This window comes from Kocuria sp. KD4, from assembly GCF_011769905.1.
Lineage (GTDB): Bacteria > Actinomycetota > Actinomycetes > Actinomycetales > Micrococcaceae > Kocuria > Kocuria marina.
Genome location: NZ_CP050449.1, coordinates 1173411 through 1197709 on the forward strand (window position 1 = coordinate 1173411; position 24299 = coordinate 1197709).

Below are 24299 nucleotides of genomic sequence, written 5' to 3' on the forward strand. Positions count from 1 at the left end.
GAGTGGTCGTGAGCGTCTGCGATCATGGGCCCATTCTAGGAATCCCTGCCGCTAGGGTGGTGCCATGCGACGCGCCATCTGCCCGGGGTCCTTCGACCCGCTGCACCTGGGACACTGCGCGGTGATCCACCGCGCTGCCCGCCTGTTCGACGAGGTGATCGTGGCCGTGTCCACGAACCCCAACAAGACCCACCGCTTCAGCGAGGACACCCGGATCAAACTGGTGCGCGAGGTGTTCGCGCACGAACCGGCCGTGATCGTGGAACCGCTCGCATCGGGGCTGATCGCGGACTACGCGGAGCGCCGGGAGGCGGTGGCCCTGATCAAGGGGCTACGCAACAGCGCGGACTACGACTACGAACTGCCCATGGCCACCATGAACCGTTCCCTCACGGGCGTGGAGACGGTGTTCCTGCCGGGGGAGCCGTCCCTGTTGCACGTGTCCTCGTCCCTCGTGATGGAGGTCGCGGCACTCGGGGGCGACGTCGCGTCGTTCGTTCCCGACCCCGTCCTGCGGGCCATCGAACGGCGCTGAGGGGCCCGGCGGAATTGCCAGGTCGGGCATGGCCGCGGGGTGGTAGAGCTCGACCCCGTTGATCGAGTCCCTGACCAGCACCGTGGAAGTGATCCTGTCCGTGTTGCTGTTCATGGACGCTTTGGAGATCCGCGACGCCCCGCGTCGCAGCCGCACGCCGGTGCTGCGCGTGCTGTTCCTGGCCCTGCCCCTCAGTCTCATCGCGGTGTTCTTCGCCGCCATGTACCTGCTGTCGGACGTCCGGTTGTCCCTGTGCCTCGTGCTGGCCTGCATCCTGGTCCCGAGCGACCTGGCCCGAACGCGCCACGATCGCGTGGCTGGATCCGCGCGGGATCGCCTCCGTGGTGCTGGCGCTCCTCGCCCTGCAGGCCGGGATCGATACGCAGATCGGGATCATCCTGGATTGTGTGGTCATGGTCGTGTTCTGCTCCGTGATGCTGCATGGTCTCACCGCGCCGCTGATCGGGCGGGCCGTCGCCCGGCGAGAGCCCGCGGATGCCACGGACGTGCGTCCGGAGGACATCCGGACGGGGCCCGTGGGATGAACCGACGAGGGTCGGCATGCTAAGGTGGTCTGTCGGCCAGTGTCGTTAGCCAGGAGTTTCGTGAATCACCGCAACAGTTCAGCCCTCACGTTCAACGTCAGGGATCTCGAACACCGACCGGGGACCATGGAAACCCTGGATGTCGAGGCACCCGCACCGAAGGACTTCGGTACGGCGCTCATCGGCTCGCCGGAGGGCGCGCCCATGGATCTGCAGCTGCGGCTGGAATCCGTCCACGACGGTATTCTGGTGTCCGGAACCGTGATCGTGAGCGTTCACGGGGAATGCAGTAGATGCCTCGACCCCATCGACTACGAACTACCGGTCGACGTGCAAGAACTTTTCGTCTTCGATCCGTCCCCCCAGGGTGACGAGAACGTCGAGGACGAGCAAGTGTATGAAGTGCGGGACGAGGAGATCGACCTCGAACCGATGCTTCGGGACGCAGTGATCACACAACTGCCGTTCCAACCGGTGTGCCGGGCTGACTGCCCGGGCCTGTGCGCCCAGTGCGGCGCACGGCTCGAGAACGACCCGGACCACCACCACGACGTCCTGGATCCCCGCTGGTCCGCCCTGCAGGGGCTGATGACCGAATCGGGGGATCCGCAGGCGTCGGAGCCGACAACCGACACGAGAGAAGAGAGATAGCCGTGGCTGTTCCCAAGCGGAAAATGTCCCGCGCGAATACCCGGATGCGCCGCTCCCAGTGGAAGGCGCAAGCCCCCAAACTGGTGAAGACCGTGGAGAACGGCAAGGTCAGCTACAGCCTGCCGCACCAGGCCAAGCTGGTCTCCGATTCCGCCGGCACCCCCTTGTTCTACGAGTACAAGGGTCGCAAGGTCGCTGACGCGTAAGGTGACCATTTTGCCGGATCCCGGCGAACTGCTTGAGCGTCTCGGTGTCGACCTCGACACCGAGACGCTTCGCATTGCGCTCACACATCGTTCGTACGCGTACGAGCATCCCGGGGAAGTCCACAACGAACGCCTCGAGTTCCTGGGGGACGCGGTTCTGCAGCTCGCGGTCACGGACGAGATCTTCCACCGTTATCCCGAGTGGGACGAGGGGAGCCTCGCGAAACTGCGGGCATCCGTGGTGTCCGCCCGCGCGCTCGCCGGGGTCGCCAAGACCCTCGGCCTCGGCCCCCACATCCGCCTGGGCAAGGGCGAGATCCGCACGCACGGGGCCGAGAAGGCCTCCATCCTCGCGGACACCACCGAGGCCCTGATCGGCGCCGTCTACGAGGCGTGTGGGCCGTTGCCCGCGCGCGATCTCGTGCTGCGACTGATCGTCCCCCTGCTCGAGGACACCCGCGTGCTGCACGAGGGCCGCGACTGGAAGACCCGCGTGGTGGAACTCGCCTCCCAGTACGAGCTGGGGACCGTGCGCTACGAGGTCGAGGGCACCGGCCCGGACCACGAGCGCCGCTTCGCCGCGGACGTCGTCGTACACGGTGATGTCCTGGGACACGGCGAGGGGACGTCCAAGAAGGCCGCCGAACGCGCGGCCGCCGCGGTCGCGTGCGAGGCAATCGTCGAACGTTTCGCCACCGAGAACTGAGCGCGCCGTGCCTGAGTTGCCCGAAGTGGAAGTGGTGCGCCGCGGCGTCGCACGCTGGGTCGTGGGGCGCACCGTGGAGGACGTGGAGGTCGTGGACCCCCGGTCCCTGCGGCGACACACCGACGGTCCGGAGGACTTCCGCCGCGAATTGACCGGGGTGACAGTTGTCGACGCGTGCCGGCGCGGCAAGTTCCTGTGGTTGCCCGTGCGCGCTGCGGATGGGTCAGAACCTTCCCGCGCACTGCTCGTGCACTTGGGGATGAGCGGGCAACTGCTCGTGTCCTCCCCGGAACACCCCAGGTCGCGCCACGAGCGCATCCGGCTGGAGCTGTCCCCGGCGCTCGACGAGTCCGGGCAGCCGTTGCCAGAGCAACTGCGGTTCGTGGACCAGCGGATCTTCGGTGGGATGCTGCTGGATCGTCTGGTGCCCGCGTCGGACGGCCACGGCACGGTCCCGGAACACGCCGTGCACATTGCGCGCGATCCGCTGGACCCGCTCTTCGACGTCGCGGCCTTCCACGCGGCGCTGCGGCGTCGTCGGACCGGGCTCAAGCGCGCGCTGCTGGACCAGGGGCTGATTTCCGGGATCGGCAACATCTACGCGGACGAAGCGCTGTGGGCGGCGCGCCTGCACTGGGCCGCGCCCACCGAGACCATGACCGCGCCGCGCACATACACACTCGTGGCGGCGTGTCAGGAGGTCATGCGTCGCGCGCTGGACGCGGGCGGCACGAGCTTCGACTCGCTGTACGTCAACGTCAACGGCGAGTCCGGGTACTTCTCCCGATCACTGAACGCCTACGGCCGCGCCGGCCAGCCGTGCCCTCGCTGCGAGGCCGGCGGGGACGACGGCGTCATCGTGCGTGAGCGCTTCGCCAACCGTTCCTCGTATCGCTGCTCGCGGTGCCAGCGGCGGCCGAGACGTTTCCGGCCCTAATGTGAGACCCCGCGGGCGGCACGCCCGTCGGGGTCGAGACCGGCATCGATGTCCCCACACCGCCCAGGCCATCCGGATCACCCGCTGGCCCCGGGGCGACTCCGAGAGCCAATGACGAGAATTGTGCCCATGAACGCTCCCAGTGCACCGGACGAAAACCCGGGGAAGGCGCCCGGCGCCTTCGATGCACCCCGGGTCCGTCGAGCGGTGCTCACGGTCGCCCTCCTGAACTTCGGGTACTTCTTCGTCGAGTTCTTCGTCGCGCTCGGTTCAGGGTCGGTGTCGCTGCTGGCCGACAGTGTCGACTTCCTCGAGGACACCTCGATCAACCTGTTGATCTTCGTGGCGCTTGGCTGGGCCCTGGCCAAGCGCGCCGTCATGGGCAAGGTCATGGCCGTCGTGATCCTCGCTCCGGCCGCGTTCGCGGCATGGGAAGCAGTTCAGCGGTTCGCCGAGCCTATGGCACCGGACGTGCTGCCCGTCGTCCTCGCCTCGCTCGGCGCCATTGTCATCAACGGGACGAGTGCTCTCGTCATCGCCCGCGTCCGCAACCACGGCGGCTCCCTCGGCCGCGCCGCGTTCCTCTCGGCCCGCAACGACGTGCTGGTGAACGTGGCGATCATCGTCATGGCCCTGATCACCGCATGGACGGGCTCGGGAGGGCCGGACCTGGTCCTCGGATGTCTGATCATCCTGCTGGCGTTGCACGCCGCCTACGAGGTGTGGGAGGTCAGTGAGGAGGAGCGCCTGGCCGCCAAGGCCCTCGCCGGCGAAGAGATCGATTGATCCGGGCATCGGTCCCGGCCCTGTCCGGACGTCGTACCCGGTCACTCACGCCAGGATGCACCGGAGGCAGAGGCGCGTGGTCGAGGAGAATCACTGCCGAACACCGGCTGGTCTACATGGTCGTGGGTGACGATCTCGTCATCCTGCAAGCGCGCTACCACTACTGAGCAACCGCACGCGGATGCCGGGTAGCGAGGACTGCCCCCTGGTACGCATCGTGCCCGCGGCTCCACGCCGCGGGCACGACAGCGCCTACTGTGCGCGCACGATCTGCAGGTCGTTGCTCGTCCCGCTCTCTTCTTCGGGGGCGATCGAGGCGTCCTCGGCGCGGGTGCGCTGGTCGTCGGCGACCTCCACCACGCGTGACACCGCGACCGATCCCGTGTTGCGCTGCGGGCGCGGCTTGTCGGAGTAGTACGCGGTGAGCCGCGCGAAGCCCTCGTCCAGGCTCACGGACGGCGTCCAGTCCAGCAGTTCGCGGGTCTCGCGCTGGTCGAACCAGTGGGCCGTGGACAGCTGCTCGGCCAGGAACTCGGTCATGGGCGGCTCGCCGTCCCCGCCGCGGAACTTCGCGGGCAGGTACGGCCAGACCTTCTCGATGACGCGGCCGGCGAAGCGTGCCACGCCACCGGGGATCGAGCGCGTGGGCGCGGGGGCGCCCGCGGCGCGGCACATCCGCGCGATGAGTTCGCCCACGGGGCGGGGCTCACCGTTGGTGATCACCAGCGCGCGTCCGCGCACGGTGTCAATGCGCTCGAGCGCCCGCACGATGCCCTCGGACGCGTTGTCGATGTAGGTGGTGTCGATCATGGCCGCACCGTTGTCCAGGTACGGCATCCGCCCGGCCGCCGCGCGATCCGCGACGCGCTCCACGAGCTGGGTGTCCCCGGGGCCCCACACGATGTGCGGACGTACCGCGGCCACCTTGAGGTCGCGCTGGCCGTCCATGCTCAGGCCGAGCAGTTCAGCGGCGGCCTTGGACCGCGCGTAGTTCCCGCGCGCCGTCTGGGGGTTTGCGGGTTCCGCGCCCGCGCCCTCGATCGACACGCCCGCGTGGGCCACGGACGGCGAGGACACGAAGACCACGTTCTGCACCCCGGCGTTCTGCGCCTGGCACAGCAGTACACGCGTCCCGGTCACGTTGACCCGCACGAAGTCCTCCCAGTCCCCGGTGAAGGAGACCTTGGCCGCGAGGTGGATGACGTCGTTCACGCCGTCGAGCGCGCGCGCCACGTCGTCGGGATCGGTCACCGAACCGAGCACCTCGTCGACGCCTTCGCGCTCGGCCACGGATGCGTGACCCCGCTGGAAGACGCGCACGCGCCAGCCGCGCGAGAGCAGGACGCGGGCGACGTCCCCTCCGAGCATCCCTGACGCGCCGGTCACCAGCACGGTGCGGCCGTCCCCGGTCAGCTCACCCTGGGTCGCGGTGGCGCCGCCACGCTCGGGATCCGCGATCTGCGCGACACCGGGAGCGGTGTCCTGTCGGTCTCCGTTCGATGCGTTTGCATCGGAATTGCTTGCGTTCCCGTCGTTCCGGGGAGCCGACGACGCCGCCCCGGCCGCGGTGGCCCCGGGAGCCGGCGCAGCGGCGTCGTGATCGTCGGCGCGGTGGCGGCCGGCGCCGGAGCGGTCGGGAGCGGGGGTCTGGTCGTGGCTCACAGGGCACTCATCTTTCCGGTGGCCAGGGCCTGCTCGGCCCAGTCACTCAATTCGGCGCGGTCGATCTTGGAGTTGTGGCGGATGTCCGTGGGCTGCTCGGGGATCACGAGCACGGCGCTCACAGCCAGCCCGGTCGCGAAATCGATCGTAGCGCGCACGCGCTCGGCCAGATCCGCGGGGGCCACGTGGGGCTTGGTGGCCGGGGGCACCGTTTCGATCACGGCCACGGGGGACTGGGAACCGCGGGGGCCCACACCCACGACGGCCACGCGGCCCACACCGGGAACCGTCTGGGCGGCGTGCTCCGCCGCGACGGAAGACACCGGCCCGTCGGACATCGTGATCACGTGGGCCAGGCGGCCCTCGTACCACAGCCGCTCACGGGCGTCGAAGTGCCCCACGTCCCCGGTGCGGTGCCAGCCGGGGGTCAGGTCGGAGGTGCGCTCCGTGATCCACAACCGGTCGTAGTGGTCCTTGGCGTGCGGGGCGCGCGCCACGATCTCGCCGGTGACACCCGGGGTGGTCACGATGTCGGGGGAGACGGAGCCGTCCGCGCGCAGCGGCAATACGCCGAGCTGCGCTCCCTCGACCGGGGTGCCCACACACACGCCGCGGCCCGCACCCTCGACGCCGCTCTGGGCGTCCTCCCGTGCCGCGCGGATCACGTCCAAGCTGACGTCGGTCAGGGGCAGCGCCTCGGTCATCCCGTAGGGGGTGTGCAGCTCGGCCGCGGGCATCAGCTCCTGCAACCGGGCGAGCAGCTCCTCGGGGATCGGCGCTCCGGCGGAGAGCATGAGGTCCACCCGGGCCAGCGCATCACGCTCGGCGGGGGACAGCTCGTCCGCGGTGGCCAGGACGTTGGCGATGGCCGCGGGGGACGCGAATACCGCGGTGGCGCCGATCGCCATCGTAGCTTCGGTGAGCGCCTGCGCGGTGAGAGTCTTGGGGCTCGTGACGTCCATGTCCGGTGTGACGGAGGCGGCACCAAGGGCGGGGCCGAGCAGCGCGAACGGCGCGAACCCGGCCACGAGTCCGGTTCCGGCCCGCAGCCCGTAGGTGTCCCGGATGGTGTCGCGCATCCCGGCCATCTGGCGGTGGGTGTAGACCACGCCCTTGGCGGGTCCGGTGGAGCCGGACGTGAACAGCACGGCGGCCGCGGCGTCCGGGTCCACGGCGGGGATGTCCTCCGGGCGCACGGTGGTCACCGAGTCCATGAGCTCGGCCACGGTGTGTTCTACGCCCAGCAGCTTCTTGGACACGGGGTCCAGCCGGTCCGCGGAGATCCGGCGTCCGGGCCAGCCCAGGGCGCGCGCACCCATGAGGGCCTTGCGGATGCCGATGAACCAGTCGGGGGACGAACCGCGCAGCGCCCGGGTTAGTCCCTTGCGGCCCAGCCCCTGGTCCGCGACCACGATCACCGCGCCCATGCGCAGGCACGAGTAGATCAGGGTGGTGAGCATGGAGCCCGGGGGGACCATGAGGTTCACACGGTCCCCGGGGCGCACGCCCGTGCGCAGCAGGGCCACCGCGAGCTGGTCCACGGACGTGCTCAGCTGGGCCCAGGTCACGGTGCGTTCCACGTTGAGCGCCGGTGCGGAACCGTCCACGGTTCCCATGACGGGTCCCATGTCCACGACGGCGGGGGAGGCGTCGCGGCGTCGTGCGTCGAGTTCGGCGAAGAACGGCACGAAGTCCCCGCGACCGCGCGCGCGGCGCTCACGGTGGGCCTGCACCACGGGCTCGTCCTGACCGAAACGCTCACCGAGCCACGTGAGGATCGCTGGGGCGATGTCCCGGGCCTCGGGCAGCAGGTGCTTGGCGCCTTCGAAGCGGTGGACGTCCGCGTGGGGTGCCCGCCGCATGAGGTCCTCGAGGTAACGCTGCTGGAACACGGGATCGTTGGTGCCCCACAGCAGCAGCGTGGGGACCTCGCGCGCGCTCATCCGCCCGGCGATGCGCTCGTACGCCGCGTTGGAGGGGTGGCCCGGTTCTGCGGGGATGTCAGCGACAAAGTGCGCGATGCCCTCGCGGCGCTCGCGGGAGGTGTACGGAGCCTTGTAGGCCTTCTTGAGGTCCTTGGCCGGGGCGGGATCGCACAGGGCCAGGGTGGTGTCCAGGAACGCGGTGGTCCCGGAGGTGAGGGGTTCGTGCACGGCGCGGTTGAGCGCGAGCCGCAGGGCCGAGGGGATGGGCTCGGCGTTGTCGTGGTGAACGGCGGTGTTGGTCATGATGGTCGCCGCGTGGAGCTGCGGGTGTTCCTGCGCCCAGCCCTGGGAGATGAGCCCGCCCCAGTCGTGGGCCAAGGTGACCACCGGCAGTCCGGCATCGTCGATGCCCAGCGCGTGCGTGAGGTCCCCGAGGTCCCGGACGCGGTCCTCGAGCCGGCGGAACAATCCCGTGCGCTCGGAGAAGCCCATGTCCAGCTGGTCCACGGCCACCACGCGCCACGGCTGCTCGGCCGTCTGGCCGGCGCGCACCACGTCCCGCCACAGGTAGGACCACGTGGGGTTGCCGTGCACGGCCAGGATGATCCCGCGGGGGCTGCGGCCCGCCTCGGTGATCGCGTCCCCGTTGTCCAGCACGTGCCAGCGGCGCTTCCTGCCGGGCACGGGTTCCACGACCGCCGTGGTCGGGACGCTCACCGTGGTGGACCACGCGGGGTCCACACCCGGCAGCGGGGTGTCGGTGAAGGGCAGACGCACCGTGGTGGTGCGTTCCGGGGAGGGTGTGGAGAGCACGTTGCTCCTCCGTTCTGTGAGGCGGTGACCGGGGGCTACGGGCGGGCTACCAGGCGATCTCCATGAGGGTCGTGTTCAGGCCCGAGCCCACGCCCAGGCACAGCACGCGCTGGCCGGGTTCGAGCCGCTCGGCCTCGAGCGCGAGTGTCATGGGCAGGGCCGCGGCGGCCACGTTGCCCCAGTACGGGAAGGTGAGGGGGACACGGTCCGCGTCCAGGCCCATGTCCTGGATGAGCTTGTTGGTGTGCGAGTTGGAGACCTGGTGGGTCACGTAGGAGTCCATGTCCCGCCACTGCCAGCCGTCCTTCTCGGCCTCGAGCCACGCCTCGACCACGAGGCCCACCCCGTGGTTGAGCAGCCCGGTGGCGTCCGTGAACATGCCGTCGTCCCCGCCGATGCACAGGTGGTTGAACTCCGTGCCCGCGCGCGTGACGGATCCCACGATGCGGTGCCCGTTCGGGTGGCGGTCCGCGGGGCCCACGACGGCCGCGGCGGCACCGCACCCCAGCGTGAGCGTGGCGAACTCCTGCACCACCTGTTCGCGGGTGATGTCGTCCCCGCGCAACCGTTCCACCGCTGCGTGGTGCCACGGGGAGGGGTCCTCACCGGCGACCACCAGGGCGTACTCGATCGCCCCGGCGTCGATCATGGACGCCGCCACGGTGAGGGCATTGACGAAGCCCAGGCACGCGTTGGTCATGTCGAAGTTCAGCGCGGAGCTCGGCAGGCCCAGCCGGTCGTGGATGCCCACGGCCACGGCGGGTTCGAAGTTGTCGCGGGTCACGGACGCGTTGATGAACAACCCGATCTGCTCCGGGGCCACCCCCGATTGCCGCAGGGCCTCCTGGCCGGCCTCCGTGGCGCCGTCCGTGAAGTGGCGTCCCGGTGCCCAACCGCGGCGTTCCTTGATCCCGGCCAGTCGCTCGAGCAGCCCCTTGGGCATGCGCAGCCGCCGGAAGGTCTCTGCCAACTCCTCATCGAACCGAGTAGACGGGATGACCACGTCCGCCTCCGTCTTGGTCACGGATAGGACTGCGGCATTTCGGTTTCTGATGGTGGAGTTACCGGTCAATGTGGCGCTTTCGATCAGACGCCACCCGTACCGTCAAGGAATCGATCGTGAGAGGAGAGCCTCGGCGCTCGGGTGAACTAGCGGGTTGGACCGGCTCAGTCTAACGGTCCCGACTGACAGCTCCCTTCGGATGTACGTGGCGTTTCTCTGCGGGCGCAGGCCGTTCCGGCCCCGGTGAGCCGCGGGTGTGAGCCCACGCACCGCCGCGGGGCCCGCCCCGGGTAGACTCGGGGGCTGCCCCCGCGCTCGTGATCGCCCAGGTCGGCGCGCCCGTCACCCACCGGTGCGCGCGCCGCGGGGCGGCGTAAGCGACAACGACATTGGAGACCCCCGCGTGCATCTGAAGACCCTCACCGTGCGTGGTTTCAAGTCCTTTGCGTCCGCCACCACGTTCCACATGGAGCCCGGGGTCACCGCGGTCGTGGGGCCGAACGGGTCGGGCAAGTCCAACGTGGTGGACGCCCTCGCGTGGGTCATGGGGGAGCAGGGCGCCAAGTCCCTGCGCGGTGGGAAGATGGAGGACGTCATCTTCGCAGGCACCTCCGGTCGCTCCGCCCTGGGCCGCGCACACGTGTCCCTGACCATCGACAACGCCGACGGCGCCCTGCCGATCGAATACTCCGAGGTCACCATTTCGCGCACGCTGTTCCGCTCCGGGGGCTCCGAATACGCGATCAACGGCCGTTCGTGCCGGTTGCTGGACATCCAGGAGCTGCTCTCCGACTCCGGGCTGGGTCGGGAGATGCACGTGATCGTGGGGCAGGGGCAGCTGGACCGGATCCTGCAGGCCACCCCCGAGGACCGCCGTGGGTTCATCGAGGAGGCCTCAGGGATCCTCAAGCACCGCCGCCGCAAGGAGAAGACCCTGCGCAAGCTCGAATCGGTGCAGGCGAACCTGGACCGGCTCGAGGACCTCACCGGTGAGATCCAGCGTCAGCTCACGCCCCTGGGTCGGCAGGCGCGCACGGCTCGTAAGGCGCAGCGGATCCAGTACGACGTCCGTGATGCGCGCGCCCGTCTGCTCGCGGACGATCTCGTGGCGGCGCGCGCCGGGATGGACACGGACCAGGACGCGAGCCGCGCGGCGCGTGAACGCAAGGCCGAGCTCGAGACCGCGGCCGCGGATCTCGCCCAGCGGCTGCAGGAGACCGAGACCCGTGCCGCGCGCACCACCCCGGAACTGAACGCGGCCCGCACGAGTTGGTACGAGCTGAGCACGGTGCGCGACCGCTACCGGGCGCTGGCGGCCCTGGCCGAGGAGCGCCGTCGGCTGCTGGGCAGTACCGAGGAACCCGCCGCCACGAACCGGGACACGCAGACCCTCGAGGAACAGGCCGCCCGGACACTCGCCGAGGCCGAACAGCTGGCCGAACGGGTCGCGGGGGCGCGCGAGGACCTCGACCGTGCGCATGCGGCGCGTGAGGCCGCCGAATCGACCGCGCGGGACGCGGAAAAGGAATCGGCCGCGCTCGTGCGCCGTGCCGCGGACCGGCGCGCGGGGCAGGTCCGGCTCGCCGCGGCGGTCACGGCCGCGCGGTCGGCGCTCACGGCCGCGGAAGCGGACGTGGAGCGGGTTCGCGGGGAGCTCTCCGACGTCGTGACCCGCGCCGAGAGTGCCCGCCTGGACACCGCGTCCCTGCGCGAGACAGCCGAGGCCACCGCGGTCGAGGCGCAGCGCCTCGGGGAACGGGCCCGCGAAGCCCAGGAAACGGCCGATGCCGCTCGCGCCCGCTCGCGGGAGGCGGACGACCACCGGCAGCAGACCGCGAGCGCGCTGCACGCCCACACCGTGCGCCTCGAGACCCTGCGCGAGTCCGTGCGGCAACCGGACGGCTCGTCCTCGGTGGCGGACGTCGTCCCCGTGCTGGGGGAGGTGCCGCGGGCCGTGCGCGTGAGCCCGGGGTGGGAACGTGCCGTGGCCGCTGCGCTGGGCCCGTGGTCCGACGCGCTCGCCGTGGCGTCCCACACCTCGGCCGCCCGGGTCTTCTCGCGGTTGCGCGATGCCGGGTCGGGTCGCGTGCACCTCGTGATCGCGCAGGAGGACGGCGCGGCCACCGAAGTCACCGGTCCAGCGCTGCCCGAGGGGTGCGTGCGCGCCACGGAGGTCCTCTCCTCGGCCCCGGAGGAATCCGACACCACGGGCCACGCGGCCGTCGTGGCCGCGGTGCGGGCCGCACTCGCCACCACAGTGCTCGCCCCGGACGCGACCGCCGCGCTCGCGGTCCTCGACGCCGCGGCGCAGGACGGGCGGGCCGACGCCGCGTGGCGCGTGGTCACCCGCGACGGTGACGTGTACGGCGTCCATCGGGTCCAGGGCGGAGCCACGGATGCGGCCGGCAACCTCGAGATCCTCGCGTTGATCGACCGCGAGGTGGAAAAGACCACGACCTTGCGGGACGCCGCAGAGACCGCGGCGGAACGGGCCCGGGAGGCCGAGGAACAGCGCGCGGGCGCGGAACGGGAAGTCCGCGAGACCGGCCGGGCCGCGCAGCGGGCCCAGCAGGAGGCCGCGGCGGCCGGGGCGGCGTCGAGCAGGGCGGAGGCCACGGCGTCGTCGGCGGATTCCGAACTGGAACGGCGCCGCGGTGTCCTGGCGACCGCACAGCAGCGTTTGACCCAGCGGGATGCGGAGCTGCGCGAGGCCGTGGAACGCGCCGAGGCCGCGGAGACCGGGGACGAGGAAGACCTCGACCGCGAGCAGCTCGCGGCCGCGTCCGCCAAGGACCGTGCCGAGGAGCAGGCCCGGACCGCCCGCGAGGTCGAGACCGAGGCGCGGCTCGCGCTGCGCGGGCTCGAGGAACAACATCGCCACGCCGAGTCTCGGGCGCAGGCCCAGGCGCGGGCGGCGCGTACCGAACGTGTCGCGCAGGCCGAGGCCGCGCGGCGTGCGGAGCGTCGCCGCGTGCAAGCGGTCGTGGCGCGGGCCGTGGGGGAGGCCGCGCGCTATCTCCGGGAACGCGCCGACGACGCCGCGGCGCGGGCGGCCGCCCAGCGCGACGCCATCGAGACCAGCAGGGCCGGGCTGGACGAGGTCGCGCAGCGATTGCGCTCCGAACGTGACGAGCTCGCCCGGCGGATCGGCGAACTTACCGAACAGCTGCATCGTGCGGAACTGGACCTCGCGCAGCGCCGGGCCCGGCTCGAGGGGCTCGAGACCACGGCCCTCGAGGAGTTGGGGATGACCCCCGACTTTCTCGTGGACTACTACGGCCCCCACCTGCCCGTCCTGGACGCGGACGTAGCGCTCGAGGCGGCCCAGCGCGCCGAGGAGGACGGCGCGCCCGTGCAGCTGGCTCTGCCCCGGATGACCGATGCCGGGACCCCGTTCCGACGCGAGGAGCAGGAGACCCGGTTGCAGCGCGCGCAGAAGCAGCTCAAGGCGCTCGGCAAGGTCAACCCGCTCGCGCTCGAGGAGTTCGCCGCGCTGGAGGAACGCCACAAGTTCTTGGTCACCCAACTCGAGGACGTCAAGAATTCCCGCACGGATCTGCGCAACATCATCCGGCAGGTGGACCAGCACGTCGAAGAGGTCTTCGCCCAGGCCTACCGGGACACCGCGGAACAGTTCGTCTCGGTGTTCGCGACCCTGTTCCCGGGCGGGGAGGGGCGGTTGCGCCTGACCGACCCGGACGACATGCTCAACTCGGGGGTCGAGGTCGAGGCCCGGCCCGCCGGGAAGAAGATCAAGAGGCTCTCCCTGCTCTCCGGCGGCGAGCGCTCCCTGACGGCACTCGCGTTGCTCGTGGCCATCTTCAAGGCCCGGCCGTCCCCGTTCTACGTCATGGACGAGGTTGAGGCCGCGCTGGACGACCGGAACCTGGGTCGGTTGCTCACCATCTTCGAGCAGCTCAAGGAGAGCTCGCAGCTGATCATCGTGACCCACCAGAAACGCACCATGGAGATCGCGGACGCGCTCTACGGGGTCTCGATGCGCGGCGACGGCGTGAGCCTCGTCGTGGGCCAGCAGCTCTCGCAGTTGCGCTGAGCTCTTCCGCCGACGACGCCGCTCGCCCGCCGAGGGTGGGGCGGCTCAGCTTGTCGCCGCGCGGGCGCGGCGCAACAGCGCGGCCCCGCGGCGGCGGAAGGTCAGGTCACTCCCGATCCTCGCGGTCAGCGTGGTGCCGTCGGAAGTCAACTCGGTATCGGGATGGGAGAGGGTTTCCCGGATCCGCTCCGGGGCCACTTCCGGTGTCAGGGACGGAACACCATGGCGAGCACGAGCACCGGCGTGGTGATGATCCCGCGGTCCCGTAGCTCCCTGAGGATCGCGTTCGCGACGAACATCGTCACGAAAACGACCATGAAGAGTACCGCCGTGGAACGGGGACGACGTCGCTCGGTTGCGGCCACGAAGGCTCACTTCCGTCGGGGGGCGGTTCCCTGGGTGCGTGACTCCGGGGGCAGGGTGTCCCTGACCGGAAGCCACGCGACGGCGGCGAGGAGCATGAGCGCTCCCGAGATCCCAAAGGCCCAGCCGAAACCGGCGGCGTCCGCGAGCGCGCCCGCGAGCACGGGGCCGGCGATCTGGCCCGCGTCCGCGCACATCTGGTACCGGGACAGTACCCTGCCGCCCGCTCGATCCGGGCCGATGACATCCGCCACCGCGGCTTGCTGCCCCGGGTTGAGGGTTCCGGAGCCCACCCCGGAGAGCAGGGACAGTACGGCGAACGCCACCACGGACGTGCTCAGCCCCACCCCAATGGTCGCGAGGCCGCACACGAGCAGGCCCGTGAGCACGAGCGGTTTGCGCCCCACGCGGTCGGTGAGCCGCCCCGTGACGGTCAAGGCCGCGGCGTTGCCCACGGCGAACAGTGCCAGCGCGAGCCCGGCGACGGCCGGACCCTCACCGACCACCTGGACGGCCAGGAGAGGGACCAGGGCCACGCGTACGCCCATGGCCGTCCAGCCCGTGGAGAAGCTGGACGCGAGCGCGGCACGGTACGCTCCGGCGTCGAGCGCTTCGCGGACGCGCATGGGCGGCTGGGCCCGGCCGGTGCGTCTGGCGCCGATCGTCTCGTCCTTCAGCCGCAGGTACACCACGAGCACGGCGACCAGCAGAGCGCCGGCGTAGATCAGGAACGGGGCGTGCATCCCGAGACCCGCGAGCAGTCCGCCGAGCACGGGCCCCAGGATGCCGCCCAGCAGGAACGCGGTCGCGTAGTACCCGGAGACCCGCCCGCGCATGGTGGGCGGCGCCAACCTCACGATCAGGCCCATCGCGGACACCGTGAACATCGTGGACCCGATGCCCCCGAGACCGCGGAAGATCAGCAATTGCCCATAGGTCTGCGCGAACGCGGTCGCGGCCGAGGACAGTGCCACCACGATCAACCCGATCAGGTACGTGGGCCGCTCACCCAACGTGTTGACCACCGCACCGCTCGCGGGAGCGAAGACGAGCCGGCACAGGGCGAACGCGCTGATCACGGCGGAGGCCGCGGCCACGCCCACGCCGAAACTGGCCGCGAACTGCGGCAGCACGGGCGCCACGATCCCGTAGCCCAGGGCGATCACGAAGGCCGCAGCGATCAGGACCTTGATGGGCTCGGGGACCCTGCCGCGCGGCACGGGTTTTCCGGCGGCGTCGTCCGATGCAGTGGACGCTGCTGCGGCGGCGTCCGACGCCGCCGCAGCAGCGCGCGCGTCGTCGGGGGAGGCGGGGACGGGATGCTCGGCGGGGTCGCGGGGATCGGGGCGGGACACGCCCTGCAGTTTATGGGACATTAGAAGGGTGATCACGACTGACCTGATGTGGATACTCATTGTCGCCGCGGTGGTGGTGGTGCTGCTCGTGGTGTTCGGCATCCTGCTGCTGCGCCGACCCAAGGCACCGCGGGGAGGTTACACGGACACCCGGGACCTGGACGACGTCCCGGAGACCGAGGGCGACACCCTCGTCGAGGACAGACCGGTCAGCACCCTCGAACGCCCGGAGTCCGCCCGCGGGCGCCTGACCCGGTTGCGCGGACGGCTGGCCAAGTCCAACACCATGCTCGGCAAGGGTCTGCTGGTCTTGCTGTCCCGCGAACGCATCGATCAGGACACGTGGGACGAGATCGAGGACACGCTGCTCATGGCGGACCTCGGCACGGACGCGTCCCTCGAGCTCGTGGAGAACCTCAAGAAGCGCGTGCGGGTCGAGGGCACCAAGGACCCCGCGCAGTTGAAGTCCCTGTTGCGTGAAGAAATGCTCGCGCTCGTGGACCCCACCCTGGACCGTTCCCTGCGCACCGAGTCCGCCCCGGGCAAGCCCGCGGTGGTCCTGGTGGTGGGTGTCAACGGCGTGGGCAAGACCACCACGGTCGGCAAGCTCGCGCGCGTGCTCGTGGCCGAGGACAAGGACGTCCTGCTCGGCGCGGCGGACACGTTCCGCGCGGCCGCCGCTGACCAGCTCGAGACCTGGGGAGCCCGCGTGGGCGTGCCCACGGTGCGCTCCGAGCAGGAGGGCGCGGACCCCGCCTCGGTCGCGTTCGATGCCGTCAAGGCCGGCATCGACCAAGAGGCGGATGTGGTCCTCGTGGACACCGCTGGCCGGTTGCAGAACAAGGCCGGTCTGATGGACCAGCTCGGCAAGGTCAAGCGCGTGATCGAGAAGGCCGCCGAGGTGGACGAGGTGCTGCTCGTGATCGACGCGACCACCGGGCAGAACGGCATGACCCAGGCCAAGGTCTTCGCGCAGGCCGTGGACATCACGGGCATCGTGCTCACCAAGCTTGACGGCACCGCCAAGGGAGGGATCGTGGTCGCCATCCAGCGCGGCCTGGGCGTGCCCGTCAAGCTGATCGGTCTCGGCGAGGGCCCGGACGACCTCGCACCCTTCAACGCCGAGCAGTTCGTGGACGCGATCATCGACTGAGCCTGCTCCCTCTCGCGACGACGACGGCGCCCGCCCCCTTCGTGGGAGTGGGCGCCGTCGTCGTCGGAGCACCGGCACTTGCACTGGCCCCTGGCACTGCACTGGAACCGGCATCGACACCGGTACCTGAGGAGTTAACACGATCGTCACACGCGGACGTGACGTGAAACACCGGCGTCACGAACCCGCGCTGTCGCGGTAACACCCGCCCCGTTGACTGTGTGCAAGAGGCGCAAAGGCTGTGCCGACACGAGACAGGGACGAGGTGATCCGGGTGGAGTTGACCGCCGGACACGTGTGGACCGTGGTGGCCGCGGGGTTGGTGTTCTTCATGACCCCCGGACTTGCACTGTTCTACGGAGGCATGACCCGCGCCAAGGGTGTGCTGAACATGATGATGATGAGCTTCGCGGCGCTCGGCGTGGTGGGCGTCGTGTGGGTGCTGTGGGGCGGTTCCATGCTCGCCGGGGACCCGGTGCTGGGCGGCCTCACCGCGGATCCGTTCGCGCACTTCGGTCTGCACGGCCTGATGGGCACCGAGGACCTGCTGTCCTCGGACTTCTCCGTGACGTTCGCGATCATCACCGTGGCCCTGATCTCCGGCGCGATCGCGGACCGCACCCGGTTCGGCACGTGGGTGGTCTTCACGCTCGTGTGGGTCACCCTGGTCTACTTCCCCCTCGCGTACATGGTGTGGGGTGACGGGCTGTTCTCCGAGGACGGCGCCCTGGGCCGGATCTTCGGCGAGCCGATCGACTTCGCCGGCGGGCTCGCCGTGCACATCAACGCGGGCATCGCGGCGCTGGTGCTCATCCTGCTCATCGGCGCCCGCCGCGGCTTCGGCCGCGACTCGGGCCAGCGCCCGCACAACCTGCCGCTCGTGATGCTCGGCTCGGCCATCCTGTGGTTCGGCTGGTTCGGCTTCAACGCCGGCGCCGCAACCACCGTGGAGCAGGCCGCCCTGATCTGGACCAACACGCTCGTGGCCCCGGCTGCGGCCATGCTGGCCTGGCTGCTCACCGAGCGTATCCGGGACGGGCACGCGACGTCGCTGGGTGCGGCGTCGGGCGTCGTCGCCGGGCTCGTGGCCATCACCCCGGCGTGCGCCGACGTGACCCCGCTCGGCGCGATCCTGCTCTCCGCCGTGGCCGGTGCGTGCTCCGCGATCGCCGTGGGCCTGAAGTACCGGATCCACCTGGACGACTCGCTGGACGTGTGCGGCGTGCACCTGGTCTCCGGCATCGTCGGCACCGTGGCGCTGGGCTTCCTGGCGATCCCCTCCGAGGGCCGGGCCGGACTGTTCTACGGTGGTGGCTGGGGCCTGCTGGGCACCCAGCTCGCCGCGACCCTCTTCGTGACGCTCTACACCAGCGTTCTCACGCTGGTCATAGGGCTCGTCCTGAAGGCCACCATGGGGCTGCGGATCACCCGCCGGGACGAGGTCATCGGCGTGGACCTCACCCAGCACGCGGAGTCCGCGTACTCGCTGAAGGACGAGGCCACCGGCTACTTCGCCGGGCAGGCCCCCGCGCGGCCCCTGCCCGGGACCGCCGAAGCCCCCGTGCCCGCCGCCAGCAAAGGAGACAACCAGTGAAGCTGATCACCGCAGTGGTGCGACCCGAGAAGTTCAGTGACGTCAAAGACGCCCTGGAGAGATACGGCGTGCAGGGCATGACCGTGCTGACCGTCCACGGCTACGGCCGCCAGCGCGGGCACCGCGAGGTCTACCGCGGTGCCGAGTACACGGTGGACCTCCTCGAGAAGGTGCGCATCGAGACGGTCGTGGAGGACGGCGAGGTCCAGGACCTCGTGGACGTCATCGTCACCTCCGCACGCACGGGCGAACCCGGGGACGGCAAGGTGTGGGTCACTCCCGTGGAGAACACCGTGCGCGTGAGCACCGGCGAATTGGGTGACGTCGCGCTCTGAGGTCGCACGCGACGTCGTCGGCACAGGCCCCGTCCGGGCGACCGGGCGGGGCTTCGCTTGCTAACCTGGGACACTGAATTCATCCGTTGTCAGACGAAAGCAGCGACCACCCCGTGTTCAATTCACTGTCCGACCGGCTCACAGCGACCTTCAAGAACCTGCGCGGCAAGGGCCGGCTCTCGGAGGCCGATGTCGATGCCACCGTCCGGGAGATCCGCCGGGCCCTGCTCGAGGCGGACGTGGCCGTGCCCGTGGTCCGGGAGTTCACGGCGATCGTGAAGGAGCGCGCGCTCGGTGCGGAGGTCTCCGAGGCGCTGAACCCCGGCCAGCAGGTCGTGAAGATCGTCAACGAGGAGCTGCAGAACGTCCTCGGCGGCGAGACCCGGCGGATCAACCTCGCCAAGACAGGGCCCACGGTGATCATGCTCGCGGGCCTGCAGGGTGCGGGCAAAACCACCCTGGCCGGCAAGCTTGGCAAGTGGCTCACGGACCAGGGCCACAAGCCCGTGCTCGTGGCCTCCGACCTCCAGCGCCCCAATGCCGTCACCCAGCTGCAGGTCGTGGGTCAGCGCGCCGGGGTACCGGTCTTCGCCCCGGAGCCCGGCGCCACCTCGGAGTTCGACGACCCCACGGGGGATCCCGTGAAGGTGGCCCGCGACGGCGTCGACTTCGCCCGCTCCAAGCTCTACGACGTCGTGATCGTCGACACCGCCGGACGCCTGGGCATCGACCAGGCGCTGATGAACCAGGCGCGCGACATCCGCGACGCCGTGGACCCGGACGAGGTCCTGTTCGTCATCGACGCAATGATCGGTCAGGACGCCGTGAACACCGCCAAGGCGTTCGACGAGGGCGTGGATTTCACCGGCGTGGTGCTCTCCAAGCTTGACGGCGACGCCCGCGGCGGCGCGGCCCTGTCCGTACGTGCGGTGACCGGCAAGCCCATCATGTTCGCGTCCACGGGCGAGGGCGTGCGGGACTTCGAGCAGTTCCACCCGGACCGGATGGCCTCGCGCATCCTGGACATGGGTGACGTCCTCACGCTCATCGAGCAGGCCGAGCGACAGTGGGACAAGACCGAGGCCGAGCGGATGGCCAAGAAGTTCACCGATCAGGAGGACTTCACCTTCGAGGACTTCCTCGCGCAGATGCAGCAGCTGCGCAAGATGGGGTCCATGAAGAAGATGCTCGCCATGATGCCCGGCGCCGCCGGGATGCGCGAGCAGCTCGAGAACTTCGACGAGCGGGAGATCGACCGCGTGGAGGCCATCGTGCGCTCCATGACCCCGCACGAGCGCGTGGCCCCCAAGATCATCAACGGCTCGCGCCGCGCGCGCATCGCGAAGGGTTCCGGCGTCTCGGTCTCCGAGGTCAACCAGCTCATGGAGCGCTTCGCCCAGGCGCAGAAGATGATGAAGCGCCTGGCCCAGGGCAAGGGCGTGCCCGGGATGCCCGGCGGCATCCCCGGGATGGGCGGCGCCGGCGGGGGTGCTGCCAAGAAGGGCAAGTCCAAGAAGAAGAGCTCGCGCTCCGGCAACCCCGCCAAGCGCGCGCAGGAGAACGCGGCACTCGCCTCCGGTCAGAAGCCGGCGGCGCCGGGCAGCGCGTTCGGTGCCCAGGGCAAGGACCTGGACGCCGAGTCGCTGAACCTGCCCAAGGGCTTCGAGAAATTCCTCGGAAAGTAGGCGGTCATGGGTTCATACCTCCCCGACGACGAACTGCGCAGCTTCATCGCGTCGCTGCCCACCCGGCGGCTTGCGTCCGCTGCGATCATCCGGGACGAGAGCGGTCGCGTGCTCACGGTCGAACCCAATTACAAGGACGACTGGACCCTGCCCGGCGGCACCGTGGAGGCGGGGGAGGATCCCCGCACCGGGTGCTTCCGCGAAGTGGTGGAGGAGGTCGGCCTGCACCTCGAGGGCGGGCGGCTGCTCGCGGTGAGCCACGGCGTGGGCATGGGCATGTGGGGGGACTCCGTGTCCTTCCTCTACGACGGCGGGCAAATCCCCTCCGACACCCCCATCACGGTGCAGGAGGAGGAACTGCTCTCGTACCGGTGGGTGGCCCCCGAGGAGCTTGAGACCGTGCTGAGCTCCGGCCTGGCGCAGCACATCCGCGCGGCTCTGGAGGCCTTGCGCTCCGGGACCGTGGTCGAACGCGTCATGGACGGCGGCCGGCACGCATGAGTGCCGCGCCGCGCACCGCGCTGATCGTGCACGCGGACGCCCCGCAGTTGCCGTTCATCGCCACCGCTCTGGGGACCAGGTTCACGGCGCTCGCGCGCAACGGCTGGTCAGTCGTGCTGGTCCCGGACGAGTTGGACCCCGGGGCCCTCGCTGCGGCCGCGGACCCTGACGCGATGGCGGTCCTGATCTCCTCGGACGGGGAGAGCCGCAGCCTGCGGATCTACCCACCCGTGAACTCGTTGAACGCTCGTGAGTCGTGGAGTGCCCAGTTCGCGCGGATCGCGGACGATTCCACGCTGTGCTGGGAACCCGCGGAGTTCGCGACCGACCTCGCCCTCGAAGCGCTCCGGGGGCAGGCGAGCCCGGTGCCCACGGCCCAGCCCGCGCGTGACGCGCAGGACACGAACGGCGCTCTGGATTTCAGCGGCGCCCCCGATACCGTCAGCGCCGCGGGCGCGGACGACGCCGCGTCGTCGCCCGCCGCGGGCACCGCCGAGGCCCGCATGCTGACCACGGTGGAGTTCATCGCGTCCCTGACCGAGCTGGACGCCGCCGCCACGGCCCGGCTCGAGAACTACGCGCGTACGCCCAGCTCGGGGCTGCTACTGGAATCCGTCCTGCAGCTGCTCGGCCTACCCACCGTGGCCGCGAAGCTCGTGGAGTCCCAGCGCGAGCTGCACGAGGTCGACGGTGTCTCGGACTTCGAGCCCCGGCCCCTGGGTCTGTCCATGCTGGCCGCCGCGAGCGTGGAGCCCAGCGGCGGGGACGTGCTGTCCCGGATCCAGCGGGCCTACGTGCGCAGGCCGGGACTGCTGCTCGCGATCGGGGGAGCGGAGATCGCCCTCGGCGCAGGGCTCGCGGGTCTCGCAGCCCGCGGGGGACGCCGTGCCGCCGTGCTCGGTTCGGCGTCGGCGGCGCTGTTCACGGACGCCGCCCTCCAAGCCGCCCTGTGGGCCTCGGTGCGCGCACGCAAGAACCGCTGACGCGTTCGCCCCGACCGCCCTCGGTTTGACACGTATGGCACAATGGTCGGGTACTCGACCCGTGCGGACCCTCTCACCGCGCGTGCTGTCGCGTCCACAGGAAATCCACTCACGGCCCGCCCCACGGGCAGGTGTGTGCGATGTCCGATTCCATTCGAAACAGGAGTAACCACACAAGTGGCAGTCAAGATTCGTCTCAAGCGTATGGGCAAGATGCGTGACCCTCGTTACCGCGTGGTCGTCGTGGATTCCCGCAAGAAGCGCGACGGTCGCGTGATCGAAGAGGTCGGTGTGTACCAGCCCACCGAGCACCCCTCGTACATCAACCTGGTGTCGGATCGCGTGCAGTACTGGCTCGGTGTGGGTGCGCAGCCCTCCGAGGCCGTGCTGTCCCTCATGAAGATCACCGGTGACTGGCAGAAGTTCAAGGGTGAGCCGGGCGCCGAGGGCACCCTCAAGCAGCCCGAGGCCAAGGCCGAGTTCGTGGCCCCGGACAACGGTTCCGTGATCATCCCCGAGGCCATCACCGCCAAGGCCGACAAGGCCGAGGAAGCTCCCGCCGAAGAGACCGCGGCCACGGAGGACGACGCCGAGAAGGCAGAGTGAGCATGCTCGCCGAAGCGCTCGAGCACCTGGTCCGTGGCATCGTGGACAGCCCCGACGACGTGTCGGTGCGCTCCCGCGACGGCCGGCGCGGTCAGACGCTCGAGGTGCGAGTGCACCCGGACGATCTGGGTCGCGTGATCGGGCGATCGGGACGCACGGCCAAGGCCCTGCGCACCGTGGTCTCGGCACTGGCTTCCGGCGAGAACGTTCGCGTGGACGTGGTCGACACCGACCGGCGTCGCTGACGCGAGCACACGAGACACACGTATCACGGCCCCCGTTCCTCGCACCGAGGAGCGGGGGCCGTGGTCGTTGCCCGCGCGGTAGCGTGTGGGCCCCACACAGCACGAGTCGCCACGAGGAGATGCCATGAGCGTTCGGGTAGCCCGGATCGGTAAACCGCACGGGGTGCGGGGAGAAGTCACGGTGGAGTTGTTCACGGACGACCCGCGGGCGCGGTTCGCCCCGGGCTCCGTGCTCGAGGTGCAGCCCGCCCGTGAACGGGGCAGGGGCGAGGGCAATGCACCGGCCGGGGCCGGCTCCCCGCAGCTCGACCACGTGACCGTGGGCGGTTCCCGGTGGAACAAGAACGTGCTGGTGGCGCGTTTCGAGGAGATCGAGGACCGCACCGCGGCGGAGGCCGCGCGGGGTCTCGAACTGTTCGCGGAGGCCGCGGACCTCGAGCTCGACGACGACGAGTGGCACCAGGACGACCTGCTGGGTCTCACGGCGGTGGACATCACACGGGACGACGCTCGGATCGGGACGGTCAAGGCGCTGATCCAGGGTGTCGCCCAGGACCTGTTGGAGATCACCCCGGACGGCGGCGGGCGGCCCGTGCTCATCCCGTTCGTGGAAGAAATCGTCCCCAAGGTGGACCTGGACGCGGGCGTCGTGCTGGTGAGCCCGCCCCCGGGCCTGCTCGAGCTCGCGGAAGCGGAGTGAACCGTGCGCATCGACGTGCTGAGCATCTTCCCCGAGTACCTGCAGCCCCTCAACCTGTCACTGATCGGTAAGGCCGTCACGGACGGGGTCCTCCACCTCGCGGTCACCGATCCCCGCGACTTCACCACCGACCGGCACCGCACCGTGGACGACACCCCCTACGGCGGGGGCGCGGGCATGGTCATGAAGCCCGAGCCATGGACGCTCGCCCTCGAGTCGGTGGTGCGCGCAGGGGGCGACGCCGCGGCGTCGTCGTCCGCTCGGACCGCACCGGAGGCCCCGGAGACCGCGGTACCGGCTGTCGTGACGAACCCTGCGCAGACCACAGAGCCGGGTGCCGCAACGTCGTCCTTGACCGTCGGGAAACACTCCGCGGCACCCGTGCTCGTGGTCCCGTCCCCGGCGGGGGAGGTGTTCACGCAGCGGATCGCGTACGAACTGGCAGCGGAGGAACACCTGATCTTCGCGTGCGGGCGCTACGAGGGGATCGACGAGCGCTTCATCGACAACGCTCGGACCGAGGTGCGGGTGCGCCCCCTGAGTCTGGGCGACTACGTGCTCAATGGGGGAGAGGTCGCCGTGCTCGCCATGGTCGAGGCCGTGACGCGGTTGATCCCCGGCGTGATCGGCAATCCGGAATCACTGGCCGAGGAGTCCCACACGGGCGGGCTGCTCGAGTACCCCGTGTACACGAAACCCGCGGTGTGGCGGCAGCGGGCCGTGCCCGAGATCCTGCTGTCCGGTCACCACGGGCGGATCGAACGGTGGCGGCGGGACCAGCAACTCTCGCGCACCGCGCAGCGCCGCCCGGACATGATCCTGGCCCTGGACCCCACACAGCTGGACAGGGCGGACCTCGCGGTGCTCGCCGAGACCGGCTTCCACGTGACGGGTGGATCGTGGCGCCGTGACGGCGGGCACGCGGCCACGGAAGGCACGCCGGATATGGCATAATA

General features: G+C 70.4%; 23 protein-coding genes and 1 pseudogene. 19 read left to right on the forward strand and 5 right to left on the reverse strand.

Going from position 1 to position 24299, the window contains the following annotated elements:
* Positions 1–64 precede the first annotated feature (64 nt).
* The 8 genes and pseudogenes from coaD to HBK84_RS12835 form a co-directional block, all read left to right on the forward strand.
* Positions 65–535 (forward strand): pantetheine-phosphate adenylyltransferase, encoded by a 471-nt coding sequence (gene coaD, locus HBK84_RS05405; RefSeq protein ID WP_167318382.1) that lies wholly within the window; start codon positions 65–67, stop codon positions 533–535.
* Between the two features lie 341 nt (positions 536–876).
* Positions 877–1080, forward strand: a complete 204-nt coding sequence (locus HBK84_RS05410) for a hypothetical protein (protein WP_167318383.1) — start codon at positions 877–879, stop codon at positions 1078–1080.
* Between the two features lie 60 nt (positions 1081–1140).
* A complete protein-coding gene (locus HBK84_RS05415; protein ID WP_064845669.1) occupies positions 1141–1731 on the forward strand; it encodes a DUF177 domain-containing protein in 591 nt (196 codons plus the stop codon).
* Positions 1732–1733: 2 nt separating this feature from the next.
* Positions 1734–1937, forward strand: a complete 204-nt coding sequence (rpmF, locus tag HBK84_RS05420) for a 50S ribosomal protein L32 (protein ID WP_012398114.1) — start codon at positions 1734–1736, stop codon at positions 1935–1937.
* A gap of 1 nt (position 1938) precedes the next feature.
* Positions 1939–2643 carry a ribonuclease III gene (gene rnc, locus HBK84_RS05425; RefSeq protein WP_167318384.1) on the forward strand — a complete coding sequence of 235 codons (705 nt, stop codon included), beginning with the start codon at positions 1939–1941 and terminating at the stop codon, positions 2641–2643.
* Positions 2644–2650: 7 nt separating this feature from the next.
* The gene (gene mutM, locus HBK84_RS05430; protein WP_167318385.1) at positions 2651–3580 is read left to right on the forward strand and encodes a bifunctional DNA-formamidopyrimidine glycosylase/DNA-(apurinic or apyrimidinic site) lyase; all 930 of its coding nucleotides are present in this window, start codon (positions 2651–2653) and stop codon (positions 3578–3580) included.
* A 129-nt stretch (positions 3581–3709) separates the two neighbouring features.
* Positions 3710–4366, forward strand: a complete 657-nt coding sequence (locus tag HBK84_RS05435) for a cation transporter (RefSeq protein ID WP_167318386.1) — start codon at positions 3710–3712, stop codon at positions 4364–4366.
* 62 nt (positions 4367–4428) lie between these two features.
* Positions 4429–4533: pseudogene (locus HBK84_RS12835) on the forward strand (type II toxin-antitoxin system YoeB family toxin); the annotation flags it as partial.
* An 85-nt stretch (positions 4534–4618) separates the two neighbouring features.
* On the opposite strand, the gene HBK84_RS05445 reads toward HBK84_RS12835, so the two are convergent.
* The 3 genes from HBK84_RS05445 to HBK84_RS05455 form a co-directional block, all read right to left on the reverse strand.
* Positions 4619–5824, reverse strand: coding sequence for an NAD(P)-dependent oxidoreductase (locus HBK84_RS05445; RefSeq protein WP_167319138.1), 1206 nt, complete (start codon positions 5822–5824; stop codon positions 4619–4621).
* Between the two features lie 200 nt (positions 5825–6024).
* Positions 6025–8766 carry an alpha/beta fold hydrolase gene (locus tag HBK84_RS05450; protein WP_240919112.1) on the reverse strand — a complete coding sequence of 914 codons (2742 nt, stop codon included), beginning with the start codon at positions 8764–8766 and terminating at the stop codon, positions 6025–6027.
* Positions 8767–8812: 46 nt separating this feature from the next.
* Positions 8813–9838, reverse strand: coding sequence for a 3-oxoacyl-ACP synthase III (locus HBK84_RS05455; RefSeq protein WP_098056099.1), 1026 nt, complete (start codon positions 9836–9838; stop codon positions 8813–8815).
* Positions 9839–10172: 334 nt separating this feature from the next.
* Here HBK84_RS05455 and smc point away from each other — a divergent pair, with 334 nt between their 5' ends.
* Positions 10173–13823 carry a chromosome segregation protein SMC gene (gene smc / locus HBK84_RS05460; RefSeq protein ID WP_167318387.1) on the forward strand — a complete coding sequence of 1217 codons (3651 nt, stop codon included), beginning with the start codon at positions 10173–10175 and terminating at the stop codon, positions 13821–13823.
* Positions 13824–14029: 206 nt separating this feature from the next.
* On the opposite strand, the gene HBK84_RS05465 is transcribed toward smc, so the two are convergent.
* Together HBK84_RS05465 and HBK84_RS05470 are read right to left on the reverse strand one after the other, a co-directional pair.
* Entirely contained in the window at positions 14030–14188 is a 159-nt protein-coding gene (locus tag HBK84_RS05465; RefSeq protein ID WP_167318388.1) for a hypothetical protein, read from the reverse strand.
* Between the two features lie 6 nt (positions 14189–14194).
* Entirely contained in the window at positions 14195–15541 is a 1347-nt protein-coding gene (locus HBK84_RS05470) for an MFS transporter (protein WP_370520618.1), read from the reverse strand.
* A gap of 46 nt (positions 15542–15587) precedes the next feature.
* On the opposite strand from HBK84_RS05470, the gene ftsY reads away from it, so the two are divergent.
* From ftsY to trmD, 10 genes are all read left to right on the forward strand, one after another.
* Complete coding sequence (gene ftsY / locus HBK84_RS05475; protein WP_206069197.1) at positions 15588–16694, forward strand: signal recognition particle-docking protein FtsY; 1107 nt, start codon at positions 15588–15590, stop codon at positions 16692–16694.
* 274 nt (positions 16695–16968) lie between these two features.
* Positions 16969–18288, forward strand: coding sequence for an ammonium transporter (locus HBK84_RS05480; protein ID WP_239321680.1), 1320 nt, complete (start codon positions 16969–16971; stop codon positions 18286–18288).
* Positions 18285–18623, forward strand: a complete 339-nt coding sequence (locus tag HBK84_RS05485; RefSeq protein ID WP_064846134.1) for a P-II family nitrogen regulator — start codon at positions 18285–18287, stop codon at positions 18621–18623. Before HBK84_RS05480 ends, HBK84_RS05485 begins: the two co-directional genes overlap by 4 nt.
* Before the next feature lie 113 nt (positions 18624–18736).
* Positions 18737–20308 carry a signal recognition particle protein gene (gene ffh / locus HBK84_RS05490; protein WP_064846133.1) on the forward strand — a complete coding sequence of 524 codons (1572 nt, stop codon included), beginning with the start codon at positions 18737–18739 and terminating at the stop codon, positions 20306–20308.
* A gap of 6 nt (positions 20309–20314) precedes the next feature.
* Entirely contained in the window at positions 20315–20809 is a 495-nt protein-coding gene (locus HBK84_RS05495; RefSeq protein ID WP_167318389.1) for an NUDIX hydrolase, read from the forward strand.
* Complete coding sequence (locus HBK84_RS05500; protein WP_167318390.1) at positions 20806–21792, forward strand: hypothetical protein; 987 nt, start codon at positions 20806–20808, stop codon at positions 21790–21792. Before HBK84_RS05495 ends, HBK84_RS05500 begins: the two co-directional genes overlap by 4 nt.
* Before the next feature lie 177 nt (positions 21793–21969).
* Entirely contained in the window at positions 21970–22398 is a 429-nt protein-coding gene (rpsP, locus tag HBK84_RS05505) for a 30S ribosomal protein S16 (protein WP_064846130.1), read from the forward strand.
* Positions 22399–22400: 2 nt separating this feature from the next.
* Positions 22401–22643 carry an RNA-binding protein gene (locus HBK84_RS05510; RefSeq protein ID WP_035964545.1) on the forward strand — a complete coding sequence of 81 codons (243 nt, stop codon included), beginning with the start codon at positions 22401–22403 and terminating at the stop codon, positions 22641–22643.
* Positions 22644–22767: 124 nt separating this feature from the next.
* Positions 22768–23343, forward strand: a complete 576-nt coding sequence (rimM, locus tag HBK84_RS05515) for a ribosome maturation factor RimM (protein WP_167318391.1) — start codon at positions 22768–22770, stop codon at positions 23341–23343.
* A 3-nt stretch (positions 23344–23346) separates the two neighbouring features.
* Positions 23347–24297 carry a tRNA (guanosine(37)-N1)-methyltransferase TrmD gene (gene trmD, locus HBK84_RS05520; RefSeq protein WP_167318392.1) on the forward strand — a complete coding sequence of 317 codons (951 nt, stop codon included), beginning with the start codon at positions 23347–23349 and terminating at the stop codon, positions 24295–24297.
* Positions 24298–24299 lie beyond the last annotated feature (2 nt).